The sequence below is a fragment of the Streptomyces chiangmaiensis genome (genome assembly GCF_036281785.1).
GTDB classification, from domain to species: domain Bacteria; phylum Actinomycetota; class Actinomycetes; order Streptomycetales; family Streptomycetaceae; genus Streptomyces; species Streptomyces chiangmaiensis.
On the sequence record NZ_JAYWVC010000095.1, the window covers coordinates 1 to 12,189 of the forward strand.

Annotated in this window: 12 protein-coding genes and 1 pseudogene; 7 read left to right on the top strand and 6 right to left on the bottom strand. The window is 68.7% G+C overall.

All coding sequences use genetic code 11. The features are described from left to right. Positions 1-156: 156 nt before the first annotated feature. Complete coding sequence (locus tag VXC91_RS24615) at positions 157-378, top strand: hypothetical protein (RefSeq protein WP_329509508.1); 222 nt, start codon at positions 157-159, stop codon at positions 376-378. 67 nt (positions 379-445) lie between these two features. On the opposite strand, the gene VXC91_RS24620 is transcribed toward VXC91_RS24615, so the two are convergent. Beyond that, entirely contained in the window at positions 446-1,030 is a 585-nt protein-coding gene (locus VXC91_RS24620; RefSeq protein ID WP_329509509.1) for an SUKH-4 family immunity protein, read from the bottom strand. 211 nt (positions 1,031-1,241) lie between these two features. On the opposite strand from VXC91_RS24620, the pseudogene VXC91_RS24625 reads away from it, so the two are divergent. Further along, positions 1,242-1,538: pseudogene (locus VXC91_RS24625) on the top strand (transposase); the annotation flags it as partial. A gap of 12 nt (positions 1,539-1,550) precedes the next feature. Here VXC91_RS24625 and VXC91_RS24630 read toward each other — a convergent pair. From VXC91_RS24630 to VXC91_RS24640, 3 genes are all read right to left on the bottom strand, one after another. After that, positions 1,551-2,231: an HAD family hydrolase gene (locus VXC91_RS24630; protein ID WP_329509511.1), complete on the bottom strand. Its 681-nt coding sequence runs from the start codon at positions 2,229-2,231 to the stop codon at positions 1,551-1,553. A 900-nt stretch (positions 2,232-3,131) separates the two neighbouring features. Further along, positions 3,132-3,980: an SDR family oxidoreductase gene (locus tag VXC91_RS24635; protein WP_329509512.1), complete on the bottom strand. Its 849-nt coding sequence runs from the start codon at positions 3,978-3,980 to the stop codon at positions 3,132-3,134. A gap of 156 nt (positions 3,981-4,136) precedes the next feature. Then, positions 4,137-5,207 carry a hypothetical protein gene (locus VXC91_RS24640; RefSeq protein ID WP_329509513.1) on the bottom strand — a complete coding sequence of 357 codons (1,071 nt, stop codon included), beginning with the start codon at positions 5,205-5,207 and terminating at the stop codon, positions 4,137-4,139. Between the two features lie 1,046 nt (positions 5,208-6,253). Here VXC91_RS24640 and VXC91_RS24645 point away from each other — a divergent pair. Further along, entirely contained in the window at positions 6,254-6,457 is a 204-nt protein-coding gene (locus VXC91_RS24645) for a cold-shock protein (protein WP_329509514.1), read from the top strand. 894 nt (positions 6,458-7,351) lie between these two features. On the opposite strand, the gene VXC91_RS24650 is transcribed toward VXC91_RS24645, so the two are convergent. Further along, the gene (locus tag VXC91_RS24650) at positions 7,352-7,648 is read right to left on the bottom strand and encodes a hypothetical protein (RefSeq protein ID WP_329509515.1); all 297 of its coding nucleotides are present in this window, start codon (positions 7,646-7,648) and stop codon (positions 7,352-7,354) included. Between the two features lie 235 nt (positions 7,649-7,883). On the opposite strand from VXC91_RS24650, the gene VXC91_RS24655 reads away from it, so the two are divergent. Beyond that, complete coding sequence (locus VXC91_RS24655; RefSeq protein ID WP_329509516.1) at positions 7,884-9,056, top strand: site-2 protease family protein; 1,173 nt, start codon at positions 7,884-7,886, stop codon at positions 9,054-9,056. 84 nt (positions 9,057-9,140) lie between these two features. Here VXC91_RS24655 and VXC91_RS24660 read toward each other — a convergent pair whose 3' ends face one another. Beyond that, the gene (locus VXC91_RS24660) at positions 9,141-9,473 is read right to left on the bottom strand and encodes a hypothetical protein (protein ID WP_329509517.1); all 333 of its coding nucleotides are present in this window, start codon (positions 9,471-9,473) and stop codon (positions 9,141-9,143) included. Between the two features lie 210 nt (positions 9,474-9,683). Here VXC91_RS24660 and VXC91_RS24665 point away from each other — a divergent pair, with 210 nt between their 5' ends. The 3 genes from VXC91_RS24665 to VXC91_RS24675 are packed head-to-tail and all read left to right on the top strand — an operon-like array spanning position 9,684 to position 12,141. Beyond that, a complete protein-coding gene (locus VXC91_RS24665) occupies positions 9,684-10,382 on the top strand; it encodes a hypothetical protein (protein WP_329509518.1) in 699 nt (232 codons plus the stop codon). Next, on the top strand, positions 10,379-11,287 hold the full coding sequence (locus VXC91_RS24670) for a hypothetical protein (RefSeq protein WP_329509519.1): 909 nt from the start codon (positions 10,379-10,381) through the stop codon (positions 11,285-11,287). Before VXC91_RS24665 ends, VXC91_RS24670 begins: the two co-directional genes overlap by 4 nt. Next, on the top strand, positions 11,284-12,141 hold the full coding sequence (locus tag VXC91_RS24675; protein ID WP_329509520.1) for a hypothetical protein: 858 nt from the start codon (positions 11,284-11,286) through the stop codon (positions 12,139-12,141). The genes VXC91_RS24670 and VXC91_RS24675 overlap by 4 nt, the downstream gene beginning before the upstream one ends. Positions 12,142-12,189 lie beyond the last annotated feature (48 nt).

The window sequence follows — 12,189 nt, forward strand, 5'->3', positions numbered from 1 at the left end:
GTACCTGTTTGAGCTCCTCGGTCCTCCGCCGACGCCTTCCATGTCTAGGTGTGGCGCCCAACTGACGTACTTCCAGGACGTTTTTCGGCGAACATCAGCGGATACAGTGAGAAGCGAGCGGAACGACCAGGGTCAGACTTTCAGCGGGGGCTTGCGATGGTGACGGTCGCAGTGTTTTTCGGGCTGCTTGTGGGCGCGGTGGTCACGCTCGTCCGGGTCCTACTGCGGCGCGGCAACGGGCCGACGGAGAATGCAGACGGGCTGCTGATCGAAGAGGTGCATCGCCAGATGGCCGCCAGCGATCGGAGGTCCTTTAGCGCGGTAGCCCAGCACAACATGACGCCCACCATGGGGGACAGCTATCACAACAAGCGCTGAGTGGGTGTGTGAACACCCGGCGCGTTTGGCGTACCCGAGGCTCGACCTCGCTCAAGAGAACTGCCTGTCAGATCGCGTCGTACTCCACCTCTTCGTAGACCCGATCCCACCAGGTGTCCATCTCGAAGGCGTGGGGGTCGAGCTCGCGCAGGCGGTCCCGGATCTCCAGGCCGAAGGCGACCCGGGCCTTTTCGGCGGGATCGTCGTCCGAGTCGGGGTCGTCCGGCTCCAGGTCGTCGAAGTCGTCTACGTGCTTGCAGCGGTACTCCCAGGCGGCGAGGGCGTCGAGGAAGGCGATCAGGGAGGAGTTGACGAAGCGCTCGGCAGGGTCGACACCCTCCGCGAGCGCCCACACGCGCCCGTGCTCGTCGAGGACGAATTCGGGGGAGTGTGAGTCCACATCCACCGCGAGCCTCCAGAAGCGGTCCCCCAGCCGTGAGAAGGGCTGCTCGGCGGTCCCCGGCCAGCACATCGACTCGTCGACCGGCAGCCCGTGGGTTCGGGCCACCCCGAGGGCCTCCCGTACCGGGGCGGGCCAGGCTTCCACCCCGAGGGCGTCAAGGGTGGGCAGGTTGCGTACGCCCTCTTCGCCCCACTGGCCGGGGCGCAGCCAGTGAGGGGTGTACCCGCCCGAGCCGTTCTGCTCCGCCATGTCGTGAACTCCGCTCAGTGAGCACCTTGTCGAGAACTGTAGAACGATCCCATACGCCTCATCCGCACCATCCTCTGGGGACCCGTCCCGTGTCTGTCGCCGCCCGTCTCTTGGCCGCCGTCGCCACACCGCTCGGCCCCGGTCGGGCGGAGGACCTGCGGGTGCCGGCCTGGCCTGGGCGCAGGCTGCTGGTGCAGGGGGGTGACACCGAGGCGGGCCGATCGTGCTGGTCCGGGACACCGTGCGTCTGCACCTGACCGCCAGGATCCGGGGGTTCATCGTCGCGAACGCGCACTGGCTCACCGTCGTCCAACTGCCTGCCTACGCGACGGACCTGAACCCGCAGGAGGGCATCTGGTCGCTGGTCAAGCGCGACATCGGCAACCTTCCCGCGGCCGACCTGGGCCAGATCGCCAGGGCCGTCAAGTGCAGACTCAAACAGATCCAGTACCGCCCCGACTTGGTCGACAGTTGCCTCGCCGGCACGGGACTGCCCATCGGCGGCTGACTGTGCTGGGCGTCAGAAGAGATCCAGCAGTTGCGTCAGGGAGGTGACGGAGGGCACGGCCGAGACGGCCGAGTCCCGGCACAGCGCGCGTCCCGCATAGCCGAGTCGGATCGCCTCGGCGACCAATTCCGGGTCGTCGTCAACGAACAGACACTGCCCGGGAGGGAGCCCCAGCGCGGTGCTGGCATGGTGGTACATGCGCGGGTCCGGCTTGTTGCAGCCCAGGACGGCGGAGATGGCGTATGCCTCGAAGAACCGGCCGATCCCGAGTCCGTCATGGAGGTCGGGCAGGTCGGGCCAGGCATCCGACACCACGGCCATCCGCACCCCGCGCCGGCTCAGCTCGGCGAGGGTCTCCTCGACGCCCGGGTACGTCTCCAAGAACACTGGAGCTGGAACGTCGCGGCGGAGGTCGGCGAGGAGTTGCGCGGTCGGGTCTACGCCGAGGTGGCGGAGCATCACCCGGTGGTAGTCGTCATAGTCGGGTGTCGATGACAAGGTGGCAAAGAAGCGGTCCCCCGCAGCGATGGCCGCGGCGAACTGCTGCGGTGTGATGGACGGGGCATGGGCGAGGACAGTCTCCTCGAAGTCGGCTCGCGGGTTCCAGCGACCGCCGATCGGCTGCATCAGGACACCGCCTGAGTCGAAGAGAACAGCACGGAGAGTTGTGGGAGAAGCCGGTCGAGTCGTCACCCGCCCAGTCTGGTGACCAGACGCCCGTTGGTCGACCCCTTCCAGCCGGACGCCGGCAACCACACCCACGCGGTCAGAGCGACATCACGAATTCAAGTTCAGTAGCCAGTCGGTGCGCTCTCTGAGGTCCAGCTCCGGCAGTCGGGCAACGGTGTGCGTCGGCCGTTTCCAGCTGTGGTCCGCGACGGCCCGCTCGACCTCTGCCCGGTACTCCAGGGCGTCGAACCGGAACTCAGGTAGGTCGATCTCGTTTTATCGGGATTGCCCCACTCGCTCCAGATCACATGGTTGCCATCGCTCCGAATGGTCACGTAAAGGGCGCCGCAGACCCTTCGGTGCACGCTCCCTCGGCCGGCCCTGCCTCGTGCGGCTCGGTAGCGGCCGTGAGAGGGCCGTTCGGCAGCAAGAGGTATTGGGGATCTTCGCCCGGCCCTTCTGTGAATACGTCAGCCAGGATGTCCTTGCCGTCCACCAGCGGCCGGACCTCCACATTTGCCCCCTCTGGGAGCAGGTTTCCATCCCATGGCGTGTGTGGGCCGCCACGGTCGTGCACGCTCAACTGTCATACCTGCCCGGTAGGTTGAGGATCGTGACGAGAGGCCCTCGACCGGGACGACAACGCGGCCCGCAACCTAGCCGCCCTTGCGGCAGCAGCACCTGGTACCGGAGTGGCCGGAGACCAGGACACCGTCAAGGTCTCGAAGCCTCGTGGAGCCGACCGGAAGACCCGCACCACCCGCCCCAGCCCCCAGGTAGGGACGGGGCGGGCAGGTGGCGCAACCCTGCCGCATCAGCGGCGGACGGAAGCGGGAGACCGTACTCCAGCCGAAGCCCTCAGGCTTTGGTTGTGACGGACCTTCCAGGCCGAAATGCCCGGAGCGCTGAGAGCCGCTGAAGCCCTCACCAACGGGCTGTTGCCGTGAAGGCGTCCGCGTGTTCCGCGGCCCACTGGGCGAATGCGCGGGCAGGGTGGCCGGTGACCTTCTCGACGGTGTCGACGACCGTACGGCCCACCTCCGGGGTGTTGCCGAACACCTCGAGCAGGAAACCGATGACGTCCTCCGGGTGGCCCGCAGCTCGCCATTGCGCAACGGCCTGTTCCTCGCTGAGCTCGACCAGGGTGATCTCCCGGTCGCGGGCGGCAGCGATCGTCGCCACCTTGTCGCCGACGGTCAGCAGTTCGGGGCCGGTGATCACGTACTCCTGGCCCCCGTGGCCCTCCTCGGTGAGGGCGACTGCGGCGACGGCGCCGATGTCGCCCTCGTGAACCATGGCACTCAGCCGGGAGACAAACGGCTCGCGTACTTCGCCCGAGGCCACGATCCCGTCCGCCCACTTCAGGCAGTTGGCCATGAACTCGACCGGCATGAGTACGGTCCAGTTCACATCGTCATCGGCACGCACGGCGTCCTCCAGCGGGGACGGCCCGCCGCCATGCAGCACGGTGACCCGGCGTACGCCGGCCGCGCGGGCCAGCTCCAGGATCCGCGGGCCGGTCTCCAGCGGGGCGAAGTCGGCCCCGCCGAAAGTGATCAGGTGGAGGCCGGTGACGCCCTCCAAGGCCGGAATCAGGCTGTCGGGTTCGGTCAGATCACCCTGGACGACCTCGACGCCGGCCGGGAGGTCGGCCCTTGCCGCATCCCGGGTGAGGGCGCGGACCGCATGGCCACGGGCGAGCAGTTCGGCAACGACCTGGCGGCCGATGGTTCCGGTGGCGCCGGTGACAAGAATCCTCTGCGTCTGTGTCATGGCATGACCGTAGGGAGCCTTCAGGTCAGTTTCTGTCCGCAAGGGTGCTCGGGCCGGAAACGGAGACGGGAACTGTGACTCCCGAAGTCGTCGACGATCGACGTCCCGCCTTCCAGCGGGTCCTGTCGGCCCCTCGGGCTGGGCAGGAACACGCTCCTACATGGGGATGCGCGTCTGGGCTGCGGAGATGATCCGGCGGCGCTGCTGGTGGCGCCGTTCGTACTCGAGCACCTGCCGGGCCTCGCTGGAGGGGACATGATCCAGCCGGTCGACGATCTCGTCCGGGTCCATGGCGTCGTAGTCGGCCCAGGGCTCGGCTTCGCGTAGGTGCTCGATGGCGTTCAGTACCCCAGGTCGGCCCGCGTGTGTGCGTTCGTAGCCCTCGATCACCGTCAGTTCCGTCTGGGACAAGGCGCGCAGGCGCTGGTGGATGTCCGTGACGCCGAGTTGGCTGAAGCCGGGGATGGGCAGATCCTGCTCGCGTGTGATCGCGCCGTGCACCTCTTCGGCCATACGGGAAGTGTCAGGCGCCTCCCGCAGGGCGCCCTCAACCGTGCGCCGTGCACGCCTGGTGCCCTTGCGGAAGGCTGCCCACAGCCGTGCCAAGGCCGCGCGCACCGTGCGCATGATCCTCTTCAGCAGCCCACCCCGTTCAGCGGCCGGGGCCGATGGCGGTCGGTGGCCGTTGGCGGCTGTTGCCACGGCCCTGGCCCGCTGGGCGAGATTCTCCTCGAGCATCGCCAGCAGCTGCTCGTCCTGGCGGCGCACCGCGGCGAGCAGGTCGGCGGTCTCCTGGTCGTCGAGTTGCTCGGCGATGTCTTTCGCTGCCTGGCAGGTTGCCATAGCCCGGGCCGCAGCCGCGTACTCGTCTTCGGTGTTCTTCAGCAGGCGGCGCTCATTGGCCGGCTTCTGACCGCGGACGATCTCCGCCAGAGCCGACATTCCTGTTTCCAAAGGCAGCATCGTCACTCGTACGGCGCCACGGGTCACGAACTGCATCAACTGCGCAGCCGCGGACAGCGGTCCGCGGGGCGGGCGCACCTCGCGCACGCGGTCCTCGATACGCGCGAGGTGGTCTTGGGCCTCGGCGACCTGACGTTCGAGTGTCTGCCGGTGCACGCCTGGCGGTGTGAAGGCCACATCCGACCGGAACCGGTCGACGACCGCGGCGTGCGCCTCACGGGCGTCCTCCAGCGTCGGTATCAGCACATCCGTCATCGCTGCCATGAACTGCTCCTGGGGGAGGGGGTCGAGTGCGGCGTCGCCGCCCGGCACGAACAAGGGCCGCCCGCCGTCCCCTGCCTTGGCCGGGCAACCGGAACCCATCCTGTGGAAGGTTGCCGAAGATCGCCTGTCGAGCCGCTTGCTCCAGCAAGCGCGGAAACCACCGCCGACGTGCTGCGACCGCGATCCCGTGCGCGGGCAACCACAGCTCCTGCAGTTGGGTGAACGGCGCGTCACGGCGGGCGATCAAGGAGGCACGCCATCGTGAGGACCGGCGCGCCCCGAGTGCTCGCGGATGTCTTGGAGACCGGCGACGCACGGCGCCTGGGGGACCGCCCGCCTCGCTGCCCCGTTCTCCCAGCGGTGCAGCCGGGCGGTGTCTGTGCGCCGCGTGCTCCAATGGAGGTACGGCGGCAACGTGAAGGCCTCTTCGACGGATGGGCGGCAGAGCATCACCGACAGGCCCCTCACCCAGCTGGCGGCAGCTGACGGCGGTGTCTCGAACAGGCGCCGTACCCGGCTCGGGTCGCGGGGCGGCAATTGACTGTAGAACTCCACGTGCTGGGCGAGCCGGGGGCGGCGCGACCGGATACGTGGGCGTAGGCGGTCCTGGTGCCGTCCAGCGCTGCGTATACGCCGTGCGGCGCGCACGACAGGAGGGCCACACCGGAAGCGACAGCGTCGACTCCCGCCCGGCGATAGCGAACGGATCCCGCGGGCATGGCCACGACCGGCTCCACCCTGGGCAGCAGCAGGTCGGCAATGGTGCAGGCCGGATGCCTGGTGGCGGCGCATCGTGTCCAGTCCCGTCGTGTCAGCCTCGCCCATGACAAGCGCCGCAGTCGCCGATGTGCGGGTGGCGCGTCATTTTGCCGCCCACGCCGGTCTCGCGGCCTCGGCCCGAGGAGCTGCAAGTGGACAGGCTGTCTGGGCGACTTGGGCGGCGCGTCCACCCACGAAAGGCGAGTCACAATGGCAGGGTCAGACACCGTAGCCGCGACGGGCTGCGGAGCGCGCAAAGTCGCGGCCTGGGACAAAGGATCGCACTGATGGCAACTGGCACGGTCAAGTGGTTCAACGCCGACAAGGGCTTCGGCTTCATCCAACCGGACGACGACGGCCCGGACGTGTTCGTTCACTACTCCGCCATCCAGGCCGGCGGTTTCAAGGAACTGCAGGAGGGTGACAAGGTCGAATACCAGGTCACCCAGGGGCCCAAGGGACCACAGGCGGAGCAGGTCCACCGCCAGTAGGGCCCTCCTTCGTCGCTCTCTGCCACCACGTGGCCGCTGGAACAGGCCGCCGCACCGACCACGCCCGCCGGCAGCACGGGTGTCCGTGGGGCAGCAGACGACGCGGACGACCGGGGGATGGGAGCTGTTCGTTTTCAGATGTGCAGAGGCGTGTGTGAGGGTGCACGAGCATGTACCGGTTCGTGGTGTTGCAGCACGCACACGTCATATGGCGGGGAGGGAGTACATCGATGCGTGATGAGTCGCTGCGCACGGTCGCTGCCCCTTTCGTGGCTGTCGGCCCGTTCGGCGTGGCGATCGACACAGGTCTTGGTGATCACGGAGTTGTGACGCTCTGTGATCGTTGAGCAGACCTGTGCCCGCGGGGCCATCGTGGCTGACCGGACCGCCGCCGCTCTGTCGGGCTCGACAACCCGGACCACCCGGAGATCGAGACGCCGCCCGAGGCCCTGGGCTCCCTTTGCATGCTTGCTGTGAGCATGCAGATGTGGCAGGTGCCGTCTACCGTCGCCGGCTCGGGCTCACCATCGGCCAAGTCGATCGAGAGCTCCCCTTCGAACTGCTCGCCGCCGTCGGCGAGGCCTCCACGCTTCCGAAGTGAGCCGCGGGACTGGCCTGCCCCATCTTGTCCGCGTCGTCGCTTGTGACGGACAGGACGCAAACCCGCGGCAGGTGACGACTTCAGTGCCCAGACGGTGACAGTTGCCGCGCTCGGCCTGAGAGCGGACCCAGGTCACCCGCCCGTGTCGGTGACTGTGCCGCGCTCGGTCACATGGGGGCAGGTGCAGGCACGGTGCGGCCACCGTTGATCATCGCGAGTTGTGTGGACCAACGACGAGACGGTGGCCGCAGTAGGGCGGGGAGTACGTCAGAGCGGCACCCGCTCGCCCACGGCTACCGCCGGGAGACGGCGAGTTCACGGCCGTGGTAGAAGCCTTCCCGCTCCTGGACGACATAGGGGGCCATGGCCGCACGCCGCTGCGCCTCCGGCTCGGAGGCCCGCCAGGAGTCGCATGCCTCCTTGGAGTCCCAGAACGACATCCCGGTGATCTCCTGTCCGTCCTCGGACCAGTACGCGAAGGCGCGGCGCAGACCCTGCGGGTATGGGGCAGGACGCCAGGCCCTCTCGAACTCCTCCAAGGTGCCCGGCTGAATCCGGCGCGTCGTCACCCAGACAAAGTGCTCTTCCATCGCAGCCTCCTCCGCATTGCCGGTTCGGTGCCAACCCCACCACCGTAGGTCGACAGCAGCTCTTCTGCCTGTGCGGCGATCGCGGCGCTGCCGAAGATCCCTGGCACGGTTCAGGACCGCGTTGGCCTGGTGTCGCTGGACGGGTTCCGGTCGTGGGGCGCCGGACGGACCATGGAAAGGGGGCCCGAACCGGGTTCGGGCCCACGCCCTGTGTTTCCTGTCGGCGGTGATGGCGATGAAGGGTTCGATCCGGATCGGGAGTGTGCGGGGGCTGGAACTGCGGGCGCACTGGAGTGTGCCGCTGATCATGCTGTTCTTCGCGTACGGTCTGGCCAACCGGACACTGCCCGCCTACGCGCCGGGCCTGGCGCCGGTGGTGTACGTGGTCGCCGGGGTTGTCGGTGCTCTGCTGTTGCTCGTGAGTCTGGTGGTGCATGAGGCGGCGCATGCGCTGACGGCCCGCCGAGCTGGGATACCTGTACGAGACATGACGCTGTGGGCGCTGGGTGGAATGACCCGGATGGACCGGCCGGCGACGGCACGGGCGGCGTTCGCGGTCGCCGTCAGCGGGCCGCTCGCCAGCCTGCTGCTCGGCGGGGCCGCCATAGGAGGCGCGGTCGGGCTGGACGCGGTACTCGCCTGGCGGATACCGGTCGCCCTGCTGGGCTGGCTGGGCGGCACGAACCTGCTGCTGGGCGTCTTCAACCTGCTGCCCGGCGCGCCACTGGACGGGGGCCGCGTGCTCCAGGCCGCGCTGTGGTGGCGTACGGGGGACCAGGATCGTGCCACGCGGGCGGCCGGACGCAGTGGACAAGTCGTCGGCATGGTGCTGGCCGCGGTGGGATGGTGGGCGTTCGTGAAGGGGGCGTCGGGCGGATTGTGGTTGACGGTCATCGGCCTGTTCGTGGCGGGCGCTGCCGCGGCCGAACGACGGTGGGCCCAGCTGGTCACGGCCCTGCGCGGGGTACGGGTGGCCGAGGCGATGACCCGTCCGGTGGTCACCGGTCCCGACTGGCTGACCGTGGATCGCTTCCTGTCCGAGGCGGCCGCTCAGGCGGGGCATGCGGTGCTGCCACTGCTTGACTTCGAGGGCCGCCCCAGCGGTGTCGTGCGGCTGCGCCGACTGGCTGCCGTGCCGTCCGGGCGTCGGGAGGTGCTGCGGGTACGGGAGGTGGCCACCCCGCTGTCGCAGTGCACGCTCGCCGCACCGGACGAGCTCTTGACCGCCGTCCTGGAGCGCCTCGGCTCCGGGGGTGGACTGCCCATCCTGGTCATGGACGGCGGCCGGCTTGGCGGGATCGTCACCACGCACGACATTGACCGGCTCTCCAAAAAGCAGAGGAAGGGACCGGATCGCGGTGTTGCCCCTTCCGGCGGCGGTGCCGGCCGCCAGGGGATCGATGCGTAGCCGCATCTTGTCGATCTGAGGACTGCAGTGACTCCTCCGCCTCGCTCACGAGGGGGAGGAGTCGCGATCCCTCACTCCCTGCGGTCACGCAGGGAGTTCTCTGACACCCTGGACGCGCAGAGGACGGGAGCCGGCGAAACCGCGGATTCGAGCGGCTTTCACCAAGCAACCGCCGTCCAGGGAAACGCCGCCGTGACGACCTGTGCCGCCCTCCAGTCCTGGATCACGGAACCGTTGGAGTATCAGGACGTCACGGAGGTCGGGGCAGATACCCGGGGCGTGCAGCCAGTCCGAGCGGACGGTCCTTTGCCAGTAACGCTGGACGCTGCCGAGCGGTGGCAGAGCAGAGGCTCCTTGCGTCATCCACTTGCGCAGCACGCACAGGACCGTCACCTTGGGCACGAGCTTTTTCGCCATGGCCGAATGGCCGTCCGAATCGTAATCAACCTCCCGTGCAACCTTGTGCGTTGTCCGTGAGTCTCCTGTGCGTGCGGACTGGGATTCCGCGCTTGGCGTTCCATGGGGGGTGTCATGGAAGTCTCTGAAGTCGCGGATGCGCCCGGACCGGGCCCTGACCCGCATGCAACCGCATCAGCTCATGAGCCCGGCGCGCCCGTCGAACGGCGCATGGGTCGTACGGCACTGCTGATCGCCGTCGCCGCCGTGCTCGGCATCGTCGCCGGCACCTGCACCGGCTATGTCGTCCAGGCGGGCCGCGAGCCCACCAAGCTGCCGTCGCTCTCGCAGCCGGCCCTGAGGCAGGCCAAGGGCCAGGCGCCGGAGCCGCTGTCGGCCGAACGGGACCGCCGGGTAAAGACCGACGGCGATCTGCGCCGGTTGTTGCTGAAGAAGCCGGCGGGGGCGAAGGACGCCGAGTGGCTTGAGGGCTCGGACGGCTGGCTGGACCTGGCCGGCTACGCCGACTACTACGAGCAACCGGACAAGGCCTTCGGCGACCTCGTCGGGGACGAGTTCCGCCGCGCCGCCATCACCGGCTGGGAGGTCGGCGACTCGGACACGGTGGAGATCCTGCTGATCCAGTTCCGGCAGGAGGAGGGGGTCGCGGCCGCCGACAGCGCGGCCGACGGCCAGTACTGGGGGAGGTCCCAGGACGGCACCCAAAGCTGGAACATCCCCGGCACCGGGGACGGCATGGCGTACGTCCACACCGTGCCCGAGAGGGAGACCGGCTACCTGCCGCTGTACAACGCGGAGGCATACGCCTGGCGCGGTGACATCGCCATGGAGATCACGGTCTACAGCAGCAAGCCGATCTCCAAGAAGACGATCATGAGTCTGGCCGAGCAGCAGATGGAGCGGCTGTGAGCGAGAACCAGGACGGTGCGGAGCCGGTCGGCCAGGCGGCAGGGGTCGGGCCCGTCGAGGCCGTGCCGTCCGTCGTGAACGCCGAGCCCGTTGCGGCTTCGCCAGCCGAGTTTGTCGCGAGCGTCGAGTTCGTCGCGCCTTCGCCTGCCAAGAAGGCCGTCCGCCGTGGCCGTGTCGCCGTCATGGCCGGGTCCGTGCTGCTCGCGGGGGCCGTCGTCGCCGGCGCCGGCTTCACCGTCGTGACGGTACGGAACGCTGACCATGATCCGGGTGCGCCCGTCTGGAAGCTCCCGGATGACAAGGAGAAGAAGAAGAAAAGGACGGCGACCGCGTCCGGGCTCGCCGGGATGCTCGTGCCGTACGACACCGACGGCTGGGTCAGGGGACCGGACCTCGGCGAGTTCGGCTCGGACACGCAGCTCAGCGGCGCCCAGGCCACGGCCCTGAGTAAGGAGTCTCTGCGTGATCTGCCCCGCTCCCAGCGCCGGCAGCTGGAGAAGCAGATCGACAGACAGCACATCACGGGCATGGCGATGCGCAGCTACTACAACGCGGACGGAAGCAACCTCAGCGGGAACGAAGGAATCTTCACCGTGAGCATCGTGCTGTCCCGGATGGAGAGCCGGGCGGCCGTACGGGACATCTGGAGGTTCGAGAGCAAGTTCCTCGACGCCCTGGACATCCTTCGCGACGGCCCCACGATCACGGGCCACAAGAACGCCAAGTGCTTCCTGCCGCCCAAGGACGCCGATGCGGACCTCGACAGCATGTACTGCTCCGCGTACGTGGGTGATGTCCTCGTCACCGCCACGGCGGACGGCGTGAAGCCACTCGACACCAAGGGGGTCGCGATGCTGCTCCGCACGCAGCTCGACCGCATCGCCGAGCCGGGGGAGGCGGTATGAGCGAGCAGCAGCACAACGTGGTGCCTCCCCTGCCCGAAGCACCACCACCCGTACCACCTCACGGGCAACCCCCGGTCCCCCCGGTCAAGAAGGACCGCCGCGTCCTGCGCGCCGTGCTGCCGTGGACCGTCGCCGTCGTCGTTTTCGCGGCGGTCGGGGCGGCGACGGCGTACGGGATCACGGGGATGAAGCGGGGGGACGTACCGGGGCTGGCGACGGAGTCGGACGGCCGGTGGGCGTACCCGACGCTCACCAAGCCGCCGCTGCCGTCCGGGAGCCCGGGGCCCTTCGACGCGGTGAACACGGCCGGCGCCCACCACGCCGACCTGCGTGCCCTCGTCCTGTCCGCGCCCAAGGGGGCGAAGAACGAGGACGCGCTGCGCGGCGAGGACGGCTGGCTGGCGACGAGGGACTTCCTGGCGGAGTACGCGGAGAAGCAGGATCGCGACGACTTCGGGCAGAAGCTCGTCGACTACGGCCTGCGGCACATCGCGGCCCGCGGCTGGACCACCCAGGACGGCACACACACCCGGATCTATCTGCTGCGCTTCGGCACGGCGGCCGTCGTGGACAAGCTGTTCTCCGACGGTCTTGCCCCGTACGGCGGCCCTGGCTACAAGGTGCGCGGCGACGGCAAGTCCGTCTTCGACGATGACTTCGCCGAGGTGACCCGGCTCGAGGACATCCAGCGGTCCGCCTACGTCGAGTCCGAGCCGTACGGCGCGGAGCAGGTCCGTCAGGCGTACCTGGCCGCCGGTGACGTCTTGGCCGTGATCATCCAGTCTCGGAAGGGCGCCGCCAAGGCCGTTCCCTTCCGGCAGACCGTCGTCCTGCAGAGCCAGTTGCTCGGCTAGCTCCAATGCCACAAAGTCAAGAGCTCAGCGGCGGTGTAAGGCATCGGG